Source organism: Gordonia rubripertincta (assembly GCF_038024875.1).
Taxonomy (GTDB): domain Bacteria; phylum Actinomycetota; class Actinomycetes; order Mycobacteriales; family Mycobacteriaceae; genus Gordonia; species Gordonia rubripertincta.
Genome location: NZ_CP136136.1, coordinates 119,409 through 140,692, shown reverse-complemented (window position 1 = coordinate 140,692; position 21,284 = coordinate 119,409). Strand labels below are relative to the sequence as shown.

The following is a 21,284-nucleotide window of genomic DNA, read 5'->3' as shown; positions in this document are numbered from 1 at the left end:
CCGGAGGGAACCTCTGATGCCCGGACGTCAGCGTGACGGCGGAAACGGACCCGCCGGTAACGACAACAACCAGAACAACGCAGGTGGCGGCAACGACCGTCGCGGCGGTGGCCGCGGAGACCGTCGCGATCGCGGCGGCCGCGACCAGGACCGCAACCAGCTCGAGCGCGTGGTGACCATCAACCGCGTCTCGAAGGTGGTCAAGGGTGGACGCCGTTTCTCGTTCACCGCTCTAGTGGTCGTCGGCGACGGCCAGGGCATGGTCGGCGTCGGCTACGGCAAGGCCAAGGAAGTTCCGGCCGCGATCCAGAAGGGCGTCGAAGAGGCTCGCAAGAACTTCTTCCGCGTGCCGCTGATCGGTGGCACCGTGACCCACCCGGTTCAGGGTGAGGCCGCTGCCGGTGTCGTCATGCTTCGCCCGGCCAGCCCCGGTACCGGTGTCATCGCCGGTGGCGCGGTGCGTGCCGTGCTCGAGTGCGCAGGCGTCCACGACGTCCTGGCCAAGAGCCTCGGCTCGGACAACGCGATCAACGTCGTCCACGCCACCGTGGCGGCACTCAAGATGCTGCAGCGTCCCGAAGAGGTTGCAGCCCGTCGTGGTCTGCCGATCGAGGATGTCGCTCCGGCCGGTATGCTGCGCGCTCGAGCGGGACAGGGAGTCTGATCATGGCCGAGCTGAAGATCACCCAGGTCAAGGGCACCATCGGTACCAAGAAGAACCAGCGTGACAGCCTGCGGACCCTCGGACTGAAGGGCATTCGCCAGACCGTCACCCGCGAGGACACGCCGATCAACCGCGGCCTCATCAACGCGGTTCGTCACCTCGTGACAGTCGAAGAGGTTTAAGCAATGACCATCAAACTCCACCACCTTCGCCCCGCGCCGGGGTCGAAGACCGACAAGACCCGCGTGGGTCGCGGTGAGGGGTCCAAGGGTAAGACCGCCGGTCGCGGCACCAAGGGCACCAAGGCACGCAAGAACGTGCCGGCCGGCTTCGAGGGCGGCCAGATGCCGATCCACATGCGGCTGCCGAAGCTCAAGGGCTTCACCAACCGCAACCGGATCGAGTACCAGGTCGTCAACGTCGGCGACATCGCTCGCCTGTTCCCGCAGGGTGGCACCATCGGCGTCGACGAGCTCGTCGCCGCGGGCGCTGTGCGCAAGAACAAGCTGGTGAAGGTGCTCGGCGACGGAGACCTCTCCGTCAAGGTCGACGTCACCGCCGACAAGTTCACCGCCTCCGCCAAGGAGAAGATCGCCGCTGCCGGAGGCAGCGTCACCGAACTCTGACGGAACAAACCCGCGGTCGGGCGGCAGCTACGCTGCCGCCCGACCGGGGCGTTTCGGCGTCACTGTTAGAGTTTCAGACGTTGTCTGCCGCATCCGCAAAGATCAGCCGCATCCCGAACATCGTCGATTGCCGAGCACACGGGGATCGGGTCGTGACCGACCCGGAACACAGCCCTCGCGTGGTCGTTCCTAGGAGGAGTTAGTGCTTTCCCCCCTCTTCGCGGCCATACGGACGCCGGACCTGAGGAAGAAGATCCTCTTCGTTCTCGGCATCATCATCCTGTATCGCCTCGGCGCGACCGTGCCGTCGCCCGGTGTGGACTACCAGGCCGTGCGGGCATGTCTGGACGAGGTCTCGGCCGGTGAGTCGAGCTCGGTCTACTCCCTGATAAACCTGTTCTCCGGCGGCGCGCTCCTGCAGCTGTCGGTGTTCGCGATCGGAATCATGCCGTACATCACGGCATCGATCATCGTCCAGCTGCTCACGGTGGTCATCCCACGGTTCGAGCAGCTGCGCAAGGAAGGCCAGGCCGGCCAGGCCAAGATGACGCAGTACACGCGTTATCTCGCCGTGGCCCTCGCGCTCCTCCAGTCGACCGGCATCGTCGCCCTCGCCGACCGCGGTCAGCTCCTCCCGCAGTCGTGTGCGACCAGTGGTGAGGTCATCAACGACTCGAGCATCTTCGGTCTGATGATCATCGTGCTCGTCATGACCGCCGGCGCCTGCGTGGTCATGTGGTTCGGCGAGCTCATCACCGAGCGCGGCATCGGCAACGGCATGTCGCTGCTGATCTTCGCCGGTATCGCCGCCCGTATCCCGGCCGAGGGTCGGACCATCCTGAACACCCGCGGCGGGCTCGTCTTCGCGCTGGTGTGTCTCGCCGCGCTGATCATCGTTGCGGGAGTTGTCTTCATCGAGCAGGGGCAGCGCCGCATCCCGGTGCAGTACGCCAAGCGCATGGTGGGCCGCAAGATGTACGGTGGATCCTCGACCTATCTGCCGCTGAAGGTCAACCAGGCCGGCGTCATCCCGGTCATCTTCGCCTCGTCGCTGCTGTACCTACCGCAGCTGATCGTCGAGCTGACGCGCAGCACCGACGGCACGCAGTCGACGTGGCAGGAATACGTCACCAGGTACCTCACCGATCCCAGCAACGGGGTGTACATCGCGGTCTACTTCCTGATGATCATCTTCTTCACGTACTTCTACGTGGCGGTGACGTTCAATCCGGAGGAACGTGCCGACGAGATGAAGAAGTACGGTGGCTTCATCCCGGGTATCAGGCCGGGCGCCCCGACCGCGGAGTACCTGGGCTACGTGCTCAGCCGCATCACTCTGCCGGGCTCGATCTACCTCGGTATCATCGCGGTGCTGCCGAACCTCTTCCTCGAGATCGGCAACAGCGGCGGGGTCCAGAACCTCCCATTCGGTGGCACGGCCGTCTTGATCATGGTCGGCGTGGGTCTGGACACGATGAAGCAGATCAACAGTCAATTGATGCAACGCAAGTACGAAGGATTCCTCAAGTGAGACTCGTCATTCTCGGCCCCCCCGGAGCAGGCAAAGGCACTCAGGCGGAACTGCTGAGCGAAGCCCTCGGCATCCCCCACATCTCCACCGGTGATTTGTTCCGCGCCAACATCTCTCAGGGCACTCCGGTCGGCATCGAGGCCAAGAAGTACCTCGACGCCGGCAACCTGGTCCCGTCCGAGATCACCGTCGACATGGTTCGTGCCCGGGTGGGCGAGCCGGATGCGGCCAAGGGCTTCATCCTCGACGGCTTCCCGCGTTCGACCGAGCAGGCCGATGCCCTCAAGGACATCCTGGCCAATCTCGACGCCTCGCTCGACGCCGTGCTGTCCTTCGTCGTCGACACCGACGTCGTCGTGGAGCGCATGATGGCCCGTGGTCGTGCCGACGACACCGAAGAGGTCATCCGCAACCGGATGGACGTCTACACGAAAGAGACCTCGCCGCTGCTCGAGTACTACGGCGACGAGGTGAAGACCATCGACGCGGTGGGCGACATCCAGGATGTCCACCAGCGTGTGCTGAGCGCCCTCGGCGCCGGCGTCAACTGACACCCCGAGACTGCGTCCGCTGATGGGTTTCCGTAAACGCAAGCGCGTTCCGTTCCGCTCCGCCGGCGAACTGGATGCGATGGCAGCAGCGGGCGCAGTCGTCGGATCGGCCCTCGTGGCCGTCCGCGCCGCCGCGAAGGCGGGGGTCAGCACTCTCGATCTCGACGAGGTCGCGGAGACCGTGATCCGCGAGGCCGGGGCCGTTCCCTCGTTCAAGGGCTACCACGGTTTCCCCGGATCGATCTGCAGCTCGGTCAACGACGTCGTGGTCCACGGAATCCCGTCGGCCGATGTCGTTCTCGCCGATGGTGATCTGGTGTCGATAGACTGCGGCGCCGTCCTCGACGGCTGGCACGGCGACTCGGCCTGGACCTTCGGGGTCGGCGAGATGTCGCAAGCCGACGCCGACCTGTCCGAGGCCACCCGGCTGTCGATGGAGGCGGGTATCGCCGCCATGGTCGACGGCGCGCGACTCACCGACATCTCCCACGCCATCGAACTGGGCACCCGTGCCGCCGAGAAGAAGTTCAACCGTCCGTTCGGCATCGTCGACGGCTACGGCGGTCACGGCATCGGTCGCGAGATGCACATGGATCCGTTCCTCGCCAACGAGGGCGAGCCCGGTAAGGGGCCGCTCCTGGTGATCGGGTCGACGCTGGCGATCGAGCCGATGCTCACCCTAGGCTCCGTGGACACCACCGTCCTGGAGGACGACTGGACCGTCGTCACCGACGACGGCTCCCGGGCCGCGCACTGGGAACACACCGTCGCGGTCACCGCCGACGGCCCGCGGATTCTGACGCCGCGACCCCACTAGTCGACGCTCGGCTCCGGCGCGACAGCCCCGGAGTCTGCCGGGACGCGGAATTCCGCTTTATCGTTCATACAGCGAACAACGATTGATCGCCGATCCGCTCACCCGTTGAATGGTCATGACCGCGTAGGCGTGTTCGGGCGTGGTGGAGGACGAGTGTCGAGCAGAGAAGAGTGGGACGAGATGACGACTGTGGAACTCGGCGACGGACTGAAGGTCTCAGCCCTCGGATTCGGTGGGATGTCGTTGACCGACGTCTACGGCGCGGTGACGGATGACGACGCCCTGCGCACCCTCACGCATGCGGTGGACAGCGGCGTGACGTTCATCGACACCGCCAACGTCTACGGCAACGGGCGCAGCGAGACCACGATCGGGAAGCTGCTCAAGTCTCGGCGCGACGACGTCCAGCTCGCCACCAAGTTCGGCATCGTCGGTCAGGGCGGCGTCGGGCAGCGCGGGGTCCGCGGTGACCGAGGGTACGTTCGCGAGCAGGTCGAACTGAGCCTCGCACGACTCGGCACCGATCGCATCGACCTGTACTACCAGCACCGCGTCGATCCGGTCGTCCCGATCGAGGAGACCATCGGCGCGGTCAAGGAACTGGTCGAGGAGGGCAAGGTCCTGCACATCGGTCTCTCTGAGGCGACCGGTGACGAGATCCGCCGCGCGGTCAGCGTGCACCCGATCGCCGCCATCCAGTCCGAGTGGAGCGTCGTCTCCCGAGACGTCGAGCGGTTCGTGGTACCCGCTGCCCGCGAGCACGGACTCGGCTTCGTGTCCTACTCGACGCTGGGCCGCAAGTGGCTGGCCGGGCTCCTCGACCACAGAGATCTGGTCGAAGGCGATGTGCGCCTGAACATCTCGCGCTACACGCCCACCAACCTCGCGTACAACCAGCCGATCCTCGAGGAGTTCTTGCAGATCGCCGACGAGGTCGGTGTGACCGGTGCACAGCTGGCGCTGGCCTGGTTCTACACCAAGGGTCGCGAGTTCGATCTCCCCGTCGTCTCGATCCCGGGTTCCCGGTTCGCCGAGCGTGTCTCGGAGAACCTGGCGGGCGTCGACGTCGAACTGACCGCGCAGCAGGTCGAGCGACTGGATACGTTGGCCGCCCGGATTCGCGGTCATCGGTCCGCCCAACCGCAGTTGGTTTCGTCGGCACGCGAGTGACCCGCGATCGCACCACTGCGGGTGAGTATCGGTCGCTCATCTGGGTGAACGTCCAATTGGTGTCGTGGTGAACGCGTCTCAAATTCGATGTGTCGAACTACAGACAGCCGCGTCACTCCTGCCTTACGATTTCCCTTGTCTCGCAAGAGAGCGAGGGGGATGCGCCGGTTGGGGTGCCCTTGATACGTTCGATCCGTATGTCCTCCACTAGGGTTTCTCGGCTGTGGCCGCACACCCGAGTCCAGGTGACGGAGGTGCGGAGTGGTCCTGTCGGCATCGTTGTCCGTCGTCAGTGGACCGGTACCAGTCGTCGTCACCGTCCTCGGTGTGGTCGGTTTCCTGTGGCTCATCTTCTATCCGTCGGTCCGCTATCTCCTGATCGTCGTCCCGATCTCGATCGCGGTCGCCGTGGGCGGGACGCTGTTGGCGCACTACCTGGTCGAGGACGTGTGGCGTCCGTTTCCGGAGGCGATCGAGACCGGTGTCTACATCTCGAGTTGCGTTGCCGCCCTTGCGCTGATTCTCGGGGTGGCCCGGTTCGTGGCCGGTCACGGATGGTTGCAGAAGCTGATCACCGTGCTCGCCGGACTGTTCGCGGTGCTGATGGCGTTGTCACAGATCAACGTCACCTTCGCCTACTATCCGACAGTTGATGCGCTGCTGGGTGATTCGGGTGCGCGGTCGGTGACCCTCGAGGAACTCGACGACGAGTCACTGATCGTGGTGCCGATTGACAAATGGCGGGCACCGCAGAATATCCCGAGCGGGGGGCGGATCCTGACGGCGCCCATCCCCGGCACCAAGTCCGGATTCACGGCACGTCCGGCGAAGATCTATCTGCCGCCGGCTGCTCTCACCTCGCCGACACCGCGGTTGCCGGTGCTGGTCCTGCTGGCGGGCCAACCGGGTGCCCCGGACGACTGGCTGCTCGGCGGTCAGCTGGTCGCCACGATGGACGCGTACGCGGCAGAGCACAACGGCCTGAGCCCCATCGTCGTGGTCGCCGACGGCACCGGATCGACGATGGCCAACCCGATCTGTGTGGACTCCAAGCTGGGCAACGTCGCGACCTATCTGTCGCGAGACGTGCCGGACTGGGTCGCGGCCAACCTCAAACTCGCGAACACGGACAGCAGGTCGTGGGCGGTCGGTGGATTGTCCTACGGCGGAACGTGTGCGCTGCAACTCGCGACGAACCATCCGGACGTCTATCCGACGTTCCTCGACCTGTCAGGTCAGATCGAACCGTCCCTGGGGACGCGGCAGCAGACCATCGCCACGGCGTTCAACGGCGACGAGGCTGCGTTCAAGGCGGTCAATCCGATGGATCTGATGGCCACGCGGCAGTATCCCGACACGGCCGGTGCGTTCGTCGTCGGGCGAGACGACGCGATGTACCGCGCCGGTCTCAAAGAGGTGTTCGAAGCTGCGCGGCGTGCCGGCATGGACGTGCATTTCAGCGAGGTGCCCGGTGGGCACAGCTTTGCGGTGTGGTCGGTGGGCCTGCGTCAGGAGATGCCGTGGCTCGGTAAACGATTGGGGATTCCGGAATGAGCGCACCCGTTGTCGAGACAGAGCGAGACGACGCCGACGGCCCACACGAGAGCAAGGTGCTGAACAAACTCAAGGCGTATGCGGCGGTGCTGATGCGGCTCCCGTTTACCCTCGCGTTGTGGCTGACCGTCTTCGGTCTGGCGCTCTTCACGGGGTCGTTGTGGAGTCACGCGGCTCGCAAGTCCTGGTACCACGACGTCGCCTTCGGGGTCCCGGCGTTGGAGGACGGCAAGTGGTGGACCATCGTCACCTCATCGTTCTTCGAGCCGAGCCCGGGCAAGTACGTGCTCGCGCTGATCCTCATCGCGGTCGGAATCGGTTGGGCCGAATACCGGTTGGGCACCGCGCGGGTCGCGATGGTGGCCTTCGGTGGCAAGATCGTCACCGAGTTGATCACGGTCGGTCTGGTCTGGATGTTCAGCCGCGACTTCACTTCGTGGGAGTGGGTCGAACGCCTGTCGCACGTGCACAGCGCGAGCGCGATCACGATGGTCGTGGCGGCGGTGGCGGTGGCGACGGCCACGCTCCGGTCACCCTGGCGCCTACGCATCCGGGTCGCCCTCGGGGCTGTCGTGGCGATCGCTTTCCTGTTCGAGGGCACGTTCAGCACTGTCCAGTATGTGATCGCGGTGCTCGTCATGCTGCCGGTGGGCGAGCGGTGGTTCAGTACCGTCGAGCACGGCTATCTGCCACGTACCCGCCGCGAGGTGCGCATGCTGGGCTGTGCGGGCCTGCTCGTCATCGCGGGCGCGAACCTGCTGGTGTTCTTCTTCCCGGGTAGCGGGCCCCTCGGGCCCACCGACGCGAACGACGAGTCCACCTTCACGATGATCATCGGCCTGGTGATCAACCTGCTGATCGCCGACCAGTTGCGTCGAGGTCGGCGTTGGGCCTGGTGGGTTGCGGTGGTCTACGGACTGCTCAACGTGGTTGCGACCATCGCGGTGGTGGCGTTGGTCGCCTTCACCGACTTCGCCGCCGAGGGGGGCGTCACCGTCGGCACCACTCTGCTGTGGGTGGTGGTCCTGGCGATTCTGCTGCCGGGACGGTTCGCCTTCCGGGTGCCGTGGCGGACCCGACTGACCGGTGATGTCGACGGCGATCCGCTGGAACGGGTCAAGGACCTGCTGCACGCCCACGGCGGCGGCACGATGTCGTGGATGATCACCTGGCCCGGCAACAACTACCTGTTCCCCGCGGGCGGCGCCGGTGCGGGCGAACCGTCGGGTGTGGTGGCCTATCAGCACCACATGGGAACACTGCTGGCACTCTCGGATCCGGTGTGCGCGCCGCAGGATCGTCGGGCGGCAGTCCAGGACTTCATCGACAAGGCCGAACACAGCGGCAAGGTGCCCTGCTGGTTCTCGGTCGGCGCCGAGACGGCCCAGATCGCCGAAGAGCTCGGCTGGCGGAGCCTCCAGATTGCCGAGGACACCATCATCGACCTGCCGAATCTGGCCTTCAAAGGCAAGTCGTGGCAGCACGTGCGGTCGGCACTCAACAAGGCGACGAAGGAGAACATCAGCTTCCGCCTGGTGACCCTCGCCGACGAACCGTTCGCCATCCGTTCACAGGTGCGCGCGATATCCGAGGAGTGGGTGGGGGACAAGGGGCTACCCGAGATGGGCTTCACCCTCGGCAGCGTCGACGAGGCGATGGACCCGGAAGTCCGTGTCGCGCTTGCCGTCGACGAGGCGGGCGATGTCCACGGCGTGCTGTCCTGGTTGCCGGTGTACGCGGAGTCCGGCGCCGACGGCGCGTCGGTACCTGCCGGAACCGTGCGCGGTTGGACGCTCGACGTGATGCGGCGTCGTACCGACGGATTCGGCCCGGTGATCGAATATCTCATCGCCTCGTCCGCGACGGCGTTCAAAGAGGAAGGCGCGCTGTTCGTCTCGTTGTCGGGCGCACCGCTCGCGCGGAGCGGCGACTCGGTCGAAGAGGGGATGGACCGCCTGCTCGACAGTCTGGGAGCCGCGATGGAGCCCTTCTACGGTTTCCGGTCGCTGCACGCGTTCAAGAAGAAGTTCAGCCCGCGCTACGAGCCGGTGTACCTGGCCTTCCGGGACGAGAGTGACCTGCCCCGTATCGGTCTGGCCATCTCGCGGGCCTACCTCCCCGACGCGACCCCCGGACAGCTCGTCCGACTCGCCGCCTCGGGCAAGGGCAACTGACCGTTGACCGGGCACCACCTGTTCCCTGAGGTGCGAGGAGCGCAGCGACGAGAGCCTCGAAGGGGGCGTCGACCGGGCAGAGTCAGTCGTGTGCGCCGAGCTTGGTCGCCGTCTGGGACCGTAGACGCTGTTCCTCACGGAGCGCATCGAACTCGGCACGCCAGTCGGTGGTGAGTGTCAGCCCCTGACGCCCGGCCTCTTCGGTGCTGAGTTCGACGGGGAAGCCGAACGTGTCGCTGAGGGTGAAGAAGTCGGCTCCGGTGATGGGACGGGCCTCTTTGACGATGTGCCGCAGCTCGCGTAAACCCTTGCTGAGAGTGCGACGGAAGGCGCGCTCTTCCTTCTGCAGGATCTTGACGATGGCCTCGCGCTGCTCGCCGACCTCGGGATAGGCATCGGAGTAGACGTCGGCGACCACATCGACGAGCGGCGCCAGGACGTTGTTCTCGACGCCCACTTCGGTGGCGAAGCGGATCGCCCGGCGCAGCAGCCGACGCATGACATAGCCGGCTTCGCGGTTTGAAGGGGTGACACCGTCGGCAGCCAGGAAGACCGCTCCGCGAACATGATCGGTGACGATGCGCATGGCGTGGGTGGCGTCGTCGTAGCTCGTACCCGAGAGCTCCTGGAGTTTTTCGATGATCGGCCACAACAGGCTGACGCGGAAGACGTCGGGGCTGTCGATCGACGCCGCGGCGATGCGTTCGAGGCCGCCACCGAAATCGACGTTGCGATTGGGGAGTTCGGCGAAGGACACCGCGCCAGGGGTGGCGGACTCGGCCCGGCGGTACTGCATGAACACCGAGTTGCCGATCTCCATGTACTGGCCGCCGTCGGAATTCTGGTGGGGGAAACGACCATAGGCGGTGTCGTGTTCGACTTGCGGGAAATAGTAGAAGACCTCGGAGTCGGGCCCGCCCGGATCGCCGACCGGCATCGCCTCGGGACCGCCGGCGCGCGACCACCAGTTCTTGTCCTGGTAGAACGCAATTCGTGCGCCTTGGTTACCGACCTCGTTGCCGTGTTCCTCGGTGATGAGGTCGACCCGGTCGTGGGAGACCCCCGCGTCCTTGAAGAGCTCGGTCCAGATGTCGGCGCTCTCGTCGTCGCGCGGGATGCCGTGCTCGGGATCGCCGGCGAAGACGGTCACGTAGATCCGGTCGGGATCGAGGCCGACCACGTCGACGAGGAACGAGAAGAACATCGGGATCTGCTCGGACTTGAAATACTCTCCGAGACTCCAGTTCCCGAGCATCTCGAAGAAGGTCGTGTGTCGGTTGTCGCCGACCTCGTCGATGTCCTGGGCGCGAACGCATGGTTGGACGTCGGCGAGCATGGTGCCGGCGGGGTGTGGCTCGCCGAGCAGGTGGTTGAGTAGCGGCTGCATTCCCGAACCGGTGAAGAGTGTCGTCGGGTCGTCGCGGGGCACCAGCGATGCCCGGTCGATGAGGGCGTGTCCACGCTCGGCCATCATCGCGAGGTAGGCCGAACGGATCTGCTGAGCGTCCATGACTGGCATTGTGCGGTCCGACCTGGTGATGTGGGCCGTGAATCGGCGAGGAAGGCACGATAGTTGGGATACGGCCGTCGTCCGACAACGCGAACAGACGCCCGGTCGACGGGCTTCGTACCCGGTCGAGGTCAGGTGAGTACGCGGTCGTCGCGGCTGTAGACGACCATCGACTCACCGCGCGAGAAACCGACGAGGGTGATGCCGAGCTCGTCGGCGGCCTCGGCGGCCAGTGACGACGGTGCCGAGACGGCGCACAACATCGGGATGCCGGCCATCGCGGCCTTCTGTACCAGCTCGAAGCTGGCGCGCCCGGACACCTGAAGGATCGTGCCGGACAAGGGGAGCCGATCGGACAGGACGGCCCAACCGATGACCTTGTCGACGGCATTGTGGCGGCCGACGTCCTCGCGGACGACGAGTAGTTCGCCCGCCGCGTCGAAGAGCGCCGCCGCATGCAGTCCGCCGGTCTTGTCGAAGACCTCCTGCTCCGCCCGAAGTCGTTCGGGGAGAGCGAGAACCGTGTCGACGTCGACGGTGAGCGGGTCGTCGGCGGGACGGTGCGAGGACGAGACGTGCACGGCGTCGATGCTGTCCTTGCCGCAGATCCCGCAGGCGCTCGAGGTCGGGTTGCGTCGGATCAACGTGGGATCGAAGGGTGCGGTCTGCGCGGAGAGCGACACGTCGATGACGTTGTAGGTGTTGGCGCCCTGCGCGTCGGTCCCGGCGCAATAGCGCGCCGTCGAATAGTCGGGGCCGGTCGTGATCGCGCCTTCGGATACGAGATAGCCCGCGACGAGCTCGAAGTCGTGTCCTGGGGTGCGCATGGTGACGGCGATCGGTGCGCCGCCGACCCGGATCTCGAGTGGCTCCTCGACGGCCAGGGTGTCGGCCCGTTGCGTCGGCGCCGCATCGCGTCGGATGCGGGTGACACGGCGTCGTGCGGTGATTCGTCCCACGGCTCGACCCTAGCCCTCAGACATCGAGAATCAGGGTCACCGGCCCCTCGTTGACCAGGCTCACCTGCATGTTCGCCCCGAACCTCCCGGTGGCGACGGTGGCTCCGGCATCGCGCAGGGCATCGGCGACCGCGTCGACCAGCGGCTCGGCCACCGGGCCCGGCGCCGCGGCGTTCCACGACGGCCGTCGTCCCTTGGTGGTGTTCGCGTACAGGGTGAACTGGCTGATGACCAGGATCGGCGCATCGATGTCGGCGGCCGCCTTCTCGGGGCCTTCCTCGCCGTTGAAGATCCGCAGGCGCCAGATCTTGTCGGCGAGCTTCGCGGCGTGGTCGGGGGTGTCGTCGTGGGTGGCGCCGACGAGAGCGACGATGCCGGATCCCCCTGCTGGGATGTCGAGCTCGCCGACGACCTCGCCGTCGACGCTCACGCGGGCTTGACTGACTCGCTGGATGACGGCTCGCACCGATCCAGGATGCCAGGCGGGATGGTCCTCTACTGGGGTAGGTCTGGCGCCGGAGCTACTTGATCTCGATCTCCCCGTCGAACTCGAACGGGGTCGCCGCGGGCGTGCATCCGCTGAAGGAACCGGTGGGTGCGGGACCGTTCACCCCGACCTTGTTCGGATCGCCCTTCCGCACCGTGATCTGTACGGCGAGCGCGTCCTTCAGCGGTGTGGGGACCAGATTCGGGTCGGTCGCGCTGATGGGATACACCAGCGACGCGGTGTCGCCGTCGGTGTGGATGCAGGTGATCGGACCCTTGACCTTGAGCGGCAGGGGATTGTCGTCGTCACCGGCCAGCAGGGTCGCCTCGTAGGTGCCGGTGGTCTTGCCCTCCGCGTTCGTGAGGCCCTCCGCCTTGATCGCGAGGAGGTCGAGGTCTGCGACCTCGAGCTCGCCCTCGATCATCAGCGACTTGGTCTCCGCGGCGTCGGCCGGCGCCGCGACGCCGAAGGTCGCGAATACTGCGGCGGCCGCCAGTCCGGTGGCGGCGAGGGTGCGTGCTCGGATGCCCATGACAGATCTCCTTCGATCGACCACGGACGGGTACCCAGGGACCGCCCCTGAAAACCGCCCTCGAACCGCGACATGCGAACCCGCTCAGCTGAGCGCAAACGTCACCGTGACGGTGAAGGTCAACTCCTGCCGGCCCGGTTCGATGGGTACGGGTGCCGCGGCGACGTCCCGTTCGAAGGAACCGGGGGAGGCGGGCTGCTCCTGGCCGCTGGTCGTCTCCTTGATGGTCAGCACCTTGCCGAGGTCGTCACCGGCGAGAGAGGCGTACTGCTCGGCGCGGCCCCGGGCGTCGTCGAAGGCGGCCTCCCGGGCCTCCTTCAGCAGCTGCGAGTTGTCGTCGATGGCGAAGGAGACGTTGCTGATCCGGGTGTTGTCGCCGCCGGCGGTGGCCGCCGCGCTCAGGACCGTCGAGGCCTTGGAGATGTCGCGGATCGTCACGCGGATGGAGTTGGTCGCCACGTAACCGCTGATCTGACTGCTGCCACCGGGGACCGGGCTCGAGTACTGCGGGGTCACCGACACCTGCTGGGTGGCGACATCCTTGCGTTCCACACCGGCGTCGACGACGGCGTCGGTCACCGTGCGCACCTTCTCGCTGGTCTCGTTCAGTGCCGTCGTCACGTCACCGGCGGTCGACTCGAGGCCGATGTCCGCGCGGAGGGTGTCGGGGACGCCGGTGACCTGACCCGAACCGACGACGGTGACCGACCGTTCCTGGTCGACCGCGGCGTCGCTCCCGCAGGCGGCGAGGGTCAGGGCGAGTGCAGACACGACGAGTGCCACGAGTCCCGCGCGCCGGGGCGTCACCGCCCGCCTCATGGCCGGACTCATCGTTCCGCCGGGTCGCGCATCACCAGGGCGAGCAGCCAGCCGACGACCGAGACGACGATCGCGCCGAAGATCGCCGACCAGAAGAAATCGTCGACCTCGAGACCCCAGTGCGTGGTGTTCCGGGTGATCCACGCGGTGATCTCGAGCATGAGCGCATTGATCACGATGTGGATGAGCCCGAGCGTGAGGATGTAGAAGGGGATCGAGATGATCTGCACGACCGGCTTCACGAACGCATTGAGCAGGCCGAAGATCACCGCCACCACCAGCGCGATCCCGATCTTCTCGGCGGTCGTCGACCCGCCCACGAACTCGATTCCCGGGACGATGAGCGTCGCCACCCACAACGCCACCGCGGTGCACACGGTGCGGACCAGAAATGCCAGCATGCGCAACAGTCTGCCAGTACGGTCGTGCCGGATACGGCGGTCTGATGTCCGAGTCGGGCGGAATGCGGTGGCCGAACGGCACGCATTTGGACTGTTCTCGCAGTTCGCGTAACATAGATCGTCGGTGCGTCTCGCGTGCCCGCATCCGCGTGTCAGCACGCGGGTCGGAGCGCTCGCACCGGGCGCAGGTCCTCGCGGGCCGGTGCCCACACCCTAACGGACAAACACTGATTCAACCGGGCCAACGTCGCAGCACCATCTCCGGTGTCGCGGAAACGGCCAGGATCGCGGAGGAAATGGCGAAGAAAGACGGGGCCATCGAGGTCGAGGGTCGAGTGATCGAACCCCTGCCCAATGCGATGTTTCGCATTGAGCTGGAGAACGGACACAAGGTTCTCGCCCACATCAGCGGCAAGATGCGGCAGCACTACATCCGTATCCTGCCCGAGGACCGGGTCGTCGTGGAACTCTCGCCCTACGACCTTGCTCGTGGGCGGATCGTGTACCGCTACAAATAAGACTTTCCCGGCACTCCCGGGAGAAGACTTCCCGGACATCCGTCTGGGAGGAGACCGACACCCACGTGTACGGCCGCGTTTCGGCGTGCGCGCGGGCGAGCCGAGCAGGAGAGATTGACGTGAAGGTTCAGCCGAGCGTCAAGCCGATCTGCGAGAAGTGCAAGGTGATCCGCCGCAACGGTCGGGTCATGGTGATCTGCGAGAACCTGCGTCACAAGCAGCGTCAGGGCTGATCACGCGCACCCTCCGGGTCGCTTGAGTCAGAACAACAACTGAAGAACGACAACTGAAGAACAGAAGACCTCTCAGCACCAGCGGCGACAGACGAGTCACCGCCTACCTCCGGATCAGAGGCCGGAGCCCGCGAGGTGTGGACACACGGTTCACACAGAGCTCGCGGGACGGACTGGGAGAAGACCTCTGGGAACCGAAAAGGAAATCCGCCACATGGCACGTGTTGCTGGTGTGGATCTCCCCCGCGAAAAGCGGCTGGAGATCGCACTGACCTACATCTACGGAGTTGGACGTACCACCTCCAAGGAGATCCTGGCTGCCACCGGTCTGTCCGCAGACCTCCGCGCCAAGGATCTCACCGACGCAGACGTCTCGAAGCTGCGTGAGTACATCGAAGCCTCGGTGAAGGTCGAGGGTGACCTGCGTCGCGAGGTGCAGGCCGATATCCGTCGCAAGATCGAGATCGGCTGCTACCAGGGTCTGCGCCACCGTCGCGGACTGCCCGTCCGTGGACAGCGCACCAAGACCAATGCCCGCACTCGTAAGGGCCCGAAGAAGACCATCGCCGGGAAGAAGAAGTAATGCCTCCGAAGTCACGTAGCGCAGGCCCCAAGAAGGGCACCCGCCGTCGCGATAAGAAGAACGTCCCGCACGGCCACGCGCACATCAAGTCGACGTTCAACAACACCATCGTGTCGATCAGCGATCCCAGTGGAAACATCATCAGCTGGGCGTCGTCGGGCCACGTCGGTTTCAAGGGCTCGCGCAAGAGCACCCCGTTCGCGGCTCAGCTCGCGGCCGAGAACGCTGCGCGCAAGGCCCAGGAGCACGGCGTCAAGAAGGTCGACGTTTTCGTCAAGGGACCGGGTTCGGGTCGCGAGACCGCGATCCGCTCCCTGCAGGCAGCCGGCCTCGAGGTCGGCACCATTTCCGATGTCACCCCGCAGCCGCACAACGGTTGCCGTCCGCCCAAGCGGCGTCGGGTCTAGTCGGGAAAGGGAGGAACAGAGAAAATGGCTCGTTATACCGGCCCCGCAACAAAGAAGTCTCGTCGCCTTCGCGTCGACCTGATCGGTGGTGACGCCGCATTCGAGCGTCGCCCCTACCCGCCCGGCCAGCACGGTCGCTCGCGGATCAAGGAGAGCGAATACCTGCTCCAGCTGCAGGAGAAGCAGAAGGCGCGCTTCACCTACGGCGTCATGGAGAAGCAGTTCCGTCGCTACTTCGAGGAAGCCAACCGTCGCACCGGCAAGACCGGTGACGAACTGCTGAAGCTCCTCGAGACTCGCCTCGACAACGTCGTGTACCGCTCGGGCATCGCGCGGACCCGTCGTCAGGCTCGCCAGCTGGTCAGCCACGGCCACTTCACCGTCAACGGTGTGAAGGTCGACGTCCCCAGCTACCGCGTCAGCCAGTACGACATCATCGACGTCCGTCCGAAGTCGCTGCAGACCGTCCCGTTCCAGATCGCCAAGGAGCTCGTCGGCGATCGTCCGGTCCCGGGCTGGCTCCAGGTCGTGCCCTCGACCCTGCGCATCCTCGTGCACTCCGTGCCCGAGCGCGCTCAGATCGAGGTCCCGCTGCAGGAACAGCTCATCGTCGAGTTCTACTCCAAGTAGTCCTCGAGCAAGACCAGCCCGACAGCTACCTGCTGTTCGGTTCACTTTCTAGGTCGTCATATGGCGGGCGGCCAAAGGAGAAAACGAAATGCTCATCTCACAGCGACCCACCCTCACCGAGGAAGTCATCGCCGAGAACCGGTCGAAGTTCGTCATCGAACCGCTCGAGCCGGGCTTCGGTTACACCCTCGGTAACTCGCTGCGTCGTACCCTGCTCAGCTCGATCCCGGGTGCAGCCATCACCAGCATCCGCATCGACGGTGTCCTCCACGAGTTCACCACCGTCCCCGGGGTCAAGGAAGACGTCACCGACATCATCCTGAACCTCAAGGGCCTCGTGGTCTCCTCGGACGAGGACGAGCCGGTCACCATGTACGTGCGCAAGCAGGGTCCGGGCACCGTCACCGGCGCCGACATCGTGCCCCCGGCCGGTGTCACCGTGCACAACCCCGATCTGCACATCGCCACCCTGAACGACAAGGGCAAGCTCGAGATCGAGCTCGTCGTCGAGCGGGGCCGCGGCTACGTGCCGGCCGTGCAGAACAAAGCGTCGGGTGCCGAGATCGGCCGTATCCCGGTCGACTCGATCTACTCGCCGGTGCTCAAGGTGACCTACAAGGTCGAGGCCACCCGTGTCGAGCAGCGCACCGACTTCGATCGGCTCGTGCTCGACGTGGAGACCAAGAACTCGATCAGCGCGCGTGACGCGCTGGCGTCGGCGGGCAAGACCCTGGTGGAGCTCTTCGGGCTCGCCCGGGAGCTCAACGTCGAGGCCGAGGGCATCGAGATCGGACCGTCTCCGGCGGAGGCCGACCACATCGCGTCGTTCAGCCTGCCGATCGAGGATCTGGAGCTGACCGTCCGTTCGTACAACTGCCTCAAGCGCGAGGGTGTTCACACCGTCGGCGAGCTGGTTGCCCGGACCGAGTCGGATCTGCTCGACATCCGCAACTTCGGCCAGAAGTCGATCGACGAGGTCAAGGTCAAGCTGCACGCGCTCGGCCTGTCCCTCAAGGACAGCCCGGCCAGCTTCGATCCGTCGCAGGTCGCCGGATACGACCCCGCCACCGGTACGTGGTCCGAGGACGCGTCGTTCGACGCCGATTCCGGTGAGGATTTCGCCGAAACCGAACAGCTCTAGTCGCTTCCAGCGGCAAGCTGTCACGCTCGCCCAAACCCTGACTTCCGCTCGAGTGATCGGGAGTCCTCCTAGGAGAAGACAATGCCCAAGCCCACCAAGGGTGCCCGCCTCGGCGGGTCGGCCAGCCACCAGAAAGCGATGCTGGCGAACCTCGCCACCTCGCTCTTCGAGCACGGCCGCATCACCACCACCGAGGCCAAGGCCAAGCGCCTGCGCCCGTACGCGGAGAAGATCATCACCCACGCCAAGGCCGGCAAGCTGGCCAACCGCCGTGAGGTGCTGAAGGACATCCGCAACAAGGACGTCGTGCACACGCTGTTCGATGAGATCGGCCCGTTCTTCGCCGATCGCAACGGTGGCTACACCCGCATCATCAAGACGCTGCCGCGCAAGGGTGACAACGCCCCCATGGCCGTGATCGAGCTGGTGCGCGAGACCACCGCGTCGAGCGAGGCTTCTCGCGCGACCCGTGTCGCCGCTTCGAAGAAGGCTGCGGAGACCGAGAACGTGGTGGAGGCCGTCGAGGCCGACGCCACCGACGCCGAGGTCGCCAACGCCGATGCTGTCGCCGAGGCCGTCGACGACGAGTCGACCGCTGCCACCGCCGTCGAGGCGGAAGAAGCGACCGACGCAAACGACGACAAGAAGTAGTCGACTGAGTCGAGAACTGCTGACCGAACCCGTCGGCCCGGATTCCGGTGCCGGCGGGTTCTGTCGTCTGCGCTTCGACCTCGGTTACGACGGCACCGATTACGCCGGGTGGGCACGGCAGATCGGGCAGCGCAGTGTGTGCGAGGAACTCGAGACCCGCTTGTCGACGATCCTGCGGGTGCCGGTCCGGCTGACGGTGGCAGGCCGGACCGACGCCGGGGTCCACGCGACGGGGCAGGTCGCGCATGCCGTCGTCCCGCGGTCGGCGCTGGATACCCGGTCGATCGCCGGGGACCCGTCGACGCTGGTCGGTCGGCTGGCGAAGATGTGCCCGGACGACGTCCGGGTGAAAGAGGTTCGGGTGGTCCCGGACGCATTCGATGCGCGTTTTTCCGCGTTACGACGCCACTACCGCTATCGGCTCGACGACTCGCGGTGGGGACCGGAACCCGTGGTGGCCCGCACGACCGCGACCTGGCGTCGCCCCCTCGACATCGACGCGATGAACGCCGCGTCGTCGGAGCTGTTGGGACTGAACGACTTCGCCGCGTTCTGCCGCCGGCGTGAGGGCGCGACCACGATCCGCGACCTGCAGCGCTTCTCGTGGACCCGTGACCAGGACGGCGTCCTCGTCGGCGAGGTCAGCGCGGACGCGTTCTGCTGGTCGATGGTGCGCTCGCTGGTCGGTGCGGTCGCCAGCGTCGGCGACGGTCGGCGGAGCGTCGACTGGTGCCGCGCTCTGTTGGCCGAGAAAGCACGCAGCCCGCGGGTGCCGGTGGCCGAGGCCAGGGGACTGTGTCTGGTCGGCGTCGACTATCCCGCCGACGACGAACTGGCCGCCCGCAACACGGTGACCCGCGACGTGCGCGGGTCCACCGGTTGCTGCGGCGGCTAGTTCCCGAGCTTCAGGCCGTTCTTGTCGCGGACACTTCCGGTCAGCATCATGATGCCGTCGACGAGCGCCCAGATCGCGACACCGAAGATCAGCACGAACCCGATGAGGAAGATCGCGGTGATGTAGCCGATGATCGTCAGGCCGAGTTGGATGCCGCCGATGGTGTTGTCGCCGATGTAGAAACGGCCGACGCCGAGCGTGCCCAGGAAGATCTGCAGCAGACCCGCCACGAGCTTCGACTTGTCCGAGAGCGGCTCGCCGGTCGCGGGGTCGCGGCCGTACGGCGCGGTCGGGTCCGGCGCCCCGGGATATCCATAGCCGGCCGGTGCGCCGTACTGGGGCGCACCGTACGACGGAGCACCGTATTGGGGTGCGCCGTACTGTCCGGCCCCGTACTGCTGACCGGTCCCGTATGGCTGCTGGGCGTCATATCCCTGCGGTGCCCCGTAGCCCTGCTGAGCGTCGTATCCCTGCGAGGCACCGTCGGCCGTTCCGTAGGACGGCGGTGCGTATCCCGCGTTCGGGTCGGTGCCGTAGGCGGGGGTGCCCGGTTGGGAGGTGTCCCCGGTCGGGGGCTTCTTGACGAAGTCGTACGGCTTGTCGCCGGGGTTCTCCGGGCTGGTCATCGGTCGGTCCTCCTCGGTGTGTCCTGCGTGGTGTCGTCGTGGGGCGGGCGGTCAGGCCATCGCGGCAAGGGTGCGGGCGTAGTTGACGCGACCCGAGACGTCACCCATGGTGACCGGCGAGTACGCCGGGATGTTGGTGACGTGCAGGAAGCCGCCCGCGCCGCGCACGGTCACCTGGATGTATCCGGTGGTACTGCGTTCCTTCATCAGCAGGAACAGCAGGCTGAGAAAGCACACCATGAAGAACCCCACGATGGCCAGTACCAGACCCGTCTGTGACATCCGTTCGGTCGACACGGACATGTCGGTGACGATCCACTGGGTGCCGGCGATCGGGCAGGTACCCGACGGCGTGATGACGTGATTCCGGGTGCATGTGATGTCACCGATGACGACGAGCGGTTGCTCGGGGGCCGGTGCGGCGCCGTACTGATACGGTGCCGGATTCGCTTGTGCCGCATCGTACCCGGGCACGGCGAAACCCGGGCTCGAGTCGTATTCGGAAGGTGGGTGGCCGAACGGCTTTGTGCTGTCCGGCCCGTCGCCCGGGTAGGTCATGGACTCATCGTGGCACAGACCTGTGACGCAGGACGCGGGTGCGTGCACTCAGGTCGCGTTGCGCTCGTCCTCGAAGGCCTCCATGACGACTTCGAGCGTGTCCTCGTCGTCGATGAAGTCCTGCGGGTGAGCTCCCTCGGACAACAGATGCCGCCAGTTCAGCGGGTCGAACACGATGGCCTCGTGCCGGGTGATGAAGTCGATGACCACGCGGCAGAAGCGTTCCGGATCATCCCGGAACGGGAAATGGCCTGAGCCCTCGAAGGTTTCGAGCTCGGAGTGGGGAATCGCGGAGTGGGCGAGTTCGGCGTGGTGATAGGGGATGACGATGTCCTCGTCGCCCCAGACGAGCAGTACGGGGAGCCGTTCGGTGAGATAACAGCGGTCGAGCATGGTGACCGACTGCCCGCGCCAGTCGACCACGGCTCGGAGCGTCCGCAGGAATGCCGCGTAGGCGGTCGGGTCGGCGAGATCGCCGAGGACGCGCATCAGGTCCTCGTGATCGGCGAGCAGGCGTTTCGGCGTCGCGGTCACCGGTGCGAACGGGAGTACCGGCGCGGCCGCGACGGCCTTGGCCGTTAGTCGTAGGCCCGGTACGACGCCCGGGATCCGCAGCGCGGACAGGGCCTGGTGCACGACGGGCAGCGAGATGAGGCGCAGGGCGGGATTGACCTCCCGAGTCACGCCGCCGGCCGCGACGAGGACGAGGCGTTCGACGAAGCGCGGGAACTGGTAGCAGAACTGCATCGCCACACCGCCGCCGAGCGAATGGCCGACGACGGTGACCTTCGAGTAACCCAGGACGACCAGCAGGTCGCGCATGCCGTTGGCGAACGCGGGGACCGAGTAGTCGGCGCGCGGCTTGTCGGAGCGGCCGTGACCGAGGAGGTCCGGCGCGATGACCGTGTAGTGCTGCGCCAGGATCGGGATGACCTCGTCCCAGGTCGACGAGTTGTCGCCGATCCCGTGGATGAGCAGGAGTGCCGGGCCGCTGCCGGCGATCCGGTAGGCGCGTCGGTAGCCGTGGATGGTGTGGTATTCGATGCGGACGTCGGTGTCCGAGACGGGCCGAAGGGTCGGAGCCGGTGGCTTCGACGGACCGGGGGTCTTCGACGGCATTGTGGTTCCCCCTTTTCTCGAGGTGTGCTGCTTACGGTCGAGTAAACCCCACCTGAAGATGGTTCGCGCGTCGGCGGTCGGGTGGGACGGATGCCGAGGCCGGCCACTTGTCGGGATGCCACCGCCGC

26 protein-coding genes are annotated in these 21,284 nt (G+C 66.1%); 17 read left to right on the top strand and 9 right to left on the bottom strand.

Going from position 1 to position 21,284, the window contains the following annotated elements; genetic code table 11:
- Window positions 1-16 precede the first annotated feature (16 nt).
- From rpsE to RVF83_RS00630, 9 genes are all read left to right on the top strand, one after another.
- Complete coding sequence (rpsE, locus tag RVF83_RS00670) at window positions 17-664, top strand: 30S ribosomal protein S5 (protein ID WP_005197623.1); 648 nt, start codon at window positions 17-19, stop codon at window positions 662-664.
- Window positions 665-666: 2 nt separating this feature from the next.
- Window positions 667-846, top strand: a complete 180-nt coding sequence (rpmD, locus tag RVF83_RS00665) for a 50S ribosomal protein L30 (RefSeq protein ID WP_005197622.1) — start codon at window positions 667-669, stop codon at window positions 844-846.
- Between the two features lie 3 nt (window positions 847-849).
- On the top strand, window positions 850-1,290 hold the full coding sequence (gene rplO, locus RVF83_RS00660; RefSeq protein WP_005197621.1) for a 50S ribosomal protein L15: 441 nt from the start codon (window positions 850-852) through the stop codon (window positions 1,288-1,290).
- Between the two features lie 202 nt (window positions 1,291-1,492).
- On the top strand, window positions 1,493-2,821 hold the full coding sequence (gene secY, locus RVF83_RS00655; protein ID WP_005197620.1) for a preprotein translocase subunit SecY: 1,329 nt from the start codon (window positions 1,493-1,495) through the stop codon (window positions 2,819-2,821).
- Window positions 2,818-3,372 (top strand): adenylate kinase, encoded by a 555-nt coding sequence (locus RVF83_RS00650; RefSeq protein WP_005197619.1) that lies wholly within the window; start codon window positions 2,818-2,820, stop codon window positions 3,370-3,372. Before secY ends, RVF83_RS00650 begins: the two co-directional genes overlap by 4 nt.
- 22 nt (window positions 3,373-3,394) lie before the next feature.
- Window positions 3,395-4,189: a type I methionyl aminopeptidase gene (map, locus tag RVF83_RS00645; RefSeq protein ID WP_005197613.1), complete on the top strand. Its 795-nt coding sequence runs from the start codon at window positions 3,395-3,397 to the stop codon at window positions 4,187-4,189.
- Between the two features lie 180 nt (window positions 4,190-4,369).
- Entirely contained in the window at window positions 4,370-5,359 is a 990-nt protein-coding gene (locus tag RVF83_RS00640) for an aldo/keto reductase (RefSeq protein WP_039880289.1), read from the top strand.
- 261 nt (window positions 5,360-5,620) lie between these two features.
- Window positions 5,621-6,913, top strand: coding sequence for an alpha/beta hydrolase (locus tag RVF83_RS00635; RefSeq protein WP_005197608.1), 1,293 nt, complete (start codon window positions 5,621-5,623; stop codon window positions 6,911-6,913).
- The gene (locus tag RVF83_RS00630; RefSeq protein ID WP_005197606.1) at window positions 6,910-9,087 is read left to right on the top strand and encodes a bifunctional lysylphosphatidylglycerol flippase/synthetase MprF; all 2,178 of its coding nucleotides are present in this window, start codon (window positions 6,910-6,912) and stop codon (window positions 9,085-9,087) included. The genes RVF83_RS00635 and RVF83_RS00630 overlap by 4 nt, the downstream gene beginning before the upstream one ends.
- Window positions 9,088-9,169: 82 nt before the next feature.
- Here RVF83_RS00630 and RVF83_RS00625 read toward each other — a convergent pair whose 3' ends face one another.
- The 6 genes from RVF83_RS00625 to RVF83_RS00600 form a co-directional block, all read right to left on the bottom strand.
- Complete coding sequence (locus RVF83_RS00625) at window positions 9,170-10,597, bottom strand: alanine--tRNA ligase-related protein (protein ID WP_005197603.1); 1,428 nt, start codon at window positions 10,595-10,597, stop codon at window positions 9,170-9,172.
- 131 nt (window positions 10,598-10,728) lie between these two features.
- On the bottom strand, window positions 10,729-11,556 hold the full coding sequence (gene fdhD, locus RVF83_RS00620) for a formate dehydrogenase accessory sulfurtransferase FdhD (protein ID WP_005197601.1): 828 nt from the start codon (window positions 11,554-11,556) through the stop codon (window positions 10,729-10,731).
- Between the two features lie 16 nt (window positions 11,557-11,572).
- A complete protein-coding gene (dtd, locus tag RVF83_RS00615) occupies window positions 11,573-12,022 on the bottom strand; it encodes a D-aminoacyl-tRNA deacylase (protein WP_005197599.1) in 450 nt (149 codons plus the stop codon).
- A gap of 55 nt (window positions 12,023-12,077) precedes the next feature.
- Window positions 12,078-12,575, bottom strand: a complete 498-nt coding sequence (locus RVF83_RS00610; protein ID WP_005197598.1) for a hypothetical protein — start codon at window positions 12,573-12,575, stop codon at window positions 12,078-12,080.
- Between the two features lie 84 nt (window positions 12,576-12,659).
- Entirely contained in the window at window positions 12,660-13,394 is a 735-nt protein-coding gene (locus RVF83_RS00605; protein ID WP_039880288.1) for an SIMPL domain-containing protein, read from the bottom strand.
- Between the two features lie 8 nt (window positions 13,395-13,402).
- Window positions 13,403-13,795, bottom strand: coding sequence for a phage holin family protein (locus tag RVF83_RS00600; protein WP_005197594.1), 393 nt, complete (start codon window positions 13,793-13,795; stop codon window positions 13,403-13,405).
- 296 nt (window positions 13,796-14,091) lie between these two features.
- Between RVF83_RS00600 and infA the strand changes: the two genes are divergently transcribed.
- The 8 genes from infA to truA all read left to right on the top strand — a co-directional run bounded on the left by infA (window position 14,092) and on the right by truA (window position 18,853).
- Window positions 14,092-14,313, top strand: coding sequence for a translation initiation factor IF-1 (gene infA / locus RVF83_RS00595; RefSeq protein ID WP_004023539.1), 222 nt, complete (start codon window positions 14,092-14,094; stop codon window positions 14,311-14,313).
- A gap of 119 nt (window positions 14,314-14,432) precedes the next feature.
- Window positions 14,433-14,546, top strand: a complete 114-nt coding sequence (gene rpmJ / locus RVF83_RS00590) for a 50S ribosomal protein L36 (RefSeq protein ID WP_005207978.1) — start codon at window positions 14,433-14,435, stop codon at window positions 14,544-14,546.
- A gap of 214 nt (window positions 14,547-14,760) precedes the next feature.
- Complete coding sequence (gene rpsM / locus RVF83_RS00585; protein ID WP_005197588.1) at window positions 14,761-15,129, top strand: 30S ribosomal protein S13; 369 nt, start codon at window positions 14,761-14,763, stop codon at window positions 15,127-15,129.
- Complete coding sequence (gene rpsK, locus RVF83_RS00580; protein ID WP_004023536.1) at window positions 15,129-15,536, top strand: 30S ribosomal protein S11; 408 nt, start codon at window positions 15,129-15,131, stop codon at window positions 15,534-15,536. Before rpsM ends, rpsK begins: the two co-directional genes overlap by 1 nt.
- A 24-nt stretch (window positions 15,537-15,560) precedes the next feature.
- On the top strand, window positions 15,561-16,166 hold the full coding sequence (gene rpsD, locus RVF83_RS00575) for a 30S ribosomal protein S4 (RefSeq protein ID WP_005197585.1): 606 nt from the start codon (window positions 15,561-15,563) through the stop codon (window positions 16,164-16,166).
- Window positions 16,167-16,254: 88 nt separating this feature from the next.
- Window positions 16,255-17,307, top strand: a complete 1,053-nt coding sequence (locus RVF83_RS00570) for a DNA-directed RNA polymerase subunit alpha (RefSeq protein ID WP_005197582.1) — start codon at window positions 16,255-16,257, stop codon at window positions 17,305-17,307.
- A gap of 81 nt (window positions 17,308-17,388) precedes the next feature.
- Window positions 17,389-17,958, top strand: a complete 570-nt coding sequence (gene rplQ, locus RVF83_RS00565; protein ID WP_005197581.1) for a 50S ribosomal protein L17 — start codon at window positions 17,389-17,391, stop codon at window positions 17,956-17,958.
- Window positions 17,867-18,853, top strand: coding sequence for a tRNA pseudouridine(38-40) synthase TruA (gene truA / locus RVF83_RS00560; protein WP_210735746.1), 987 nt, complete (start codon window positions 17,867-17,869; stop codon window positions 18,851-18,853). The genes rplQ and truA overlap by 92 nt, the downstream gene beginning before the upstream one ends.
- Here truA and RVF83_RS00555 read toward each other — a convergent pair.
- From RVF83_RS00555 to RVF83_RS00545, 3 genes are read right to left on the bottom strand one after another with little or no spacing between them, the layout of a single operon-like run.
- On the bottom strand, window positions 18,850-19,479 hold the full coding sequence (locus tag RVF83_RS00555; protein ID WP_005197576.1) for a TM2 domain-containing protein: 630 nt from the start codon (window positions 19,477-19,479) through the stop codon (window positions 18,850-18,852). The genes truA and RVF83_RS00555 overlap by 4 nt on opposite strands.
- Window positions 19,480-19,530: 51 nt before the next feature.
- The gene (locus RVF83_RS00550) at window positions 19,531-20,037 is read right to left on the bottom strand and encodes a hypothetical protein (protein ID WP_005197574.1); all 507 of its coding nucleotides are present in this window, start codon (window positions 20,035-20,037) and stop codon (window positions 19,531-19,533) included.
- A gap of 48 nt (window positions 20,038-20,085) precedes the next feature.
- Window positions 20,086-21,156, bottom strand: coding sequence for an alpha/beta fold hydrolase (locus RVF83_RS00545; RefSeq protein ID WP_005197572.1), 1,071 nt, complete (start codon window positions 21,154-21,156; stop codon window positions 20,086-20,088).
- Window positions 21,157-21,284: the final 128 nt, after the last annotated feature.

Coding starts and splice junctions, on each gene's coding strand:
- rpsE (WP_005197623.1), top strand. CDS start 17: ATGCCCGGACGTCAGCGTGACGGCGGAAACGGACCCGCCGGTAACGAC.
- rpmD (WP_005197622.1), top strand. CDS start 667: ATGGCCGAGCTGAAGATCACCCAGGTCAAGGGCACCATCGGTACCAAG.
- rplO (WP_005197621.1), top strand. CDS start 850: ATGACCATCAAACTCCACCACCTTCGCCCCGCGCCGGGGTCGAAGACC.
- map (WP_005197613.1), top strand. CDS start 3,395: ATGGGTTTCCGTAAACGCAAGCGCGTTCCGTTCCGCTCCGCCGGCGAA.
- RVF83_RS00640 (WP_039880289.1), top strand. CDS start 4,370: ATGACGACTGTGGAACTCGGCGACGGACTGAAGGTCTCAGCCCTCGGA.
- RVF83_RS00630 (WP_005197606.1), top strand. CDS start 6,910: ATGAGCGCACCCGTTGTCGAGACAGAGCGAGACGACGCCGACGGCCCA.
- RVF83_RS00625 (WP_005197603.1), bottom strand. CDS start 10,597: ATGGACGCTCAGCAGATCCGTTCGGCCTACCTCGCGATGATGGCCGAG.
- RVF83_RS00610 (WP_005197598.1), bottom strand. CDS start 12,575: ATGGGCATCCGAGCACGCACCCTCGCCGCCACCGGACTGGCGGCCGCC.
- RVF83_RS00605 (WP_039880288.1), bottom strand. CDS start 13,394: ATGAGGCGGGCGGTGACGCCCCGGCGCGCGGGACTCGTGGCACTCGTC.
- RVF83_RS00600 (WP_005197594.1), bottom strand. CDS start 13,795: ATGCTGGCATTTCTGGTCCGCACCGTGTGCACCGCGGTGGCGTTGTGG.
- infA (WP_004023539.1), top strand. CDS start 14,092: ATGGCGAAGAAAGACGGGGCCATCGAGGTCGAGGGTCGAGTGATCGAA.
- rpsM (WP_005197588.1), top strand. CDS start 14,761: ATGGCACGTGTTGCTGGTGTGGATCTCCCCCGCGAAAAGCGGCTGGAG.
- rpsK (WP_004023536.1), top strand. CDS start 15,129: ATGCCTCCGAAGTCACGTAGCGCAGGCCCCAAGAAGGGCACCCGCCGT.
- rpsD (WP_005197585.1), top strand. CDS start 15,561: ATGGCTCGTTATACCGGCCCCGCAACAAAGAAGTCTCGTCGCCTTCGC.
- RVF83_RS00570 (WP_005197582.1), top strand. CDS start 16,255: ATGCTCATCTCACAGCGACCCACCCTCACCGAGGAAGTCATCGCCGAG.
- rplQ (WP_005197581.1), top strand. CDS start 17,389: ATGCCCAAGCCCACCAAGGGTGCCCGCCTCGGCGGGTCGGCCAGCCAC.
- truA (WP_210735746.1), top strand. CDS start 17,867: ATGCTGTCGCCGAGGCCGTCGACGACGAGTCGACCGCTGCCACCGCCG.
- RVF83_RS00555 (WP_005197576.1), bottom strand. CDS start 19,479: ATGACCAGCCCGGAGAACCCCGGCGACAAGCCGTACGACTTCGTCAAG.
- RVF83_RS00550 (WP_005197574.1), bottom strand. CDS start 20,037: ATGACCTACCCGGGCGACGGGCCGGACAGCACAAAGCCGTTCGGCCAC.
- RVF83_RS00545 (WP_005197572.1), bottom strand. CDS start 21,156: ATGCCGTCGAAGACCCCCGGTCCGTCGAAGCCACCGGCTCCGACCCTT.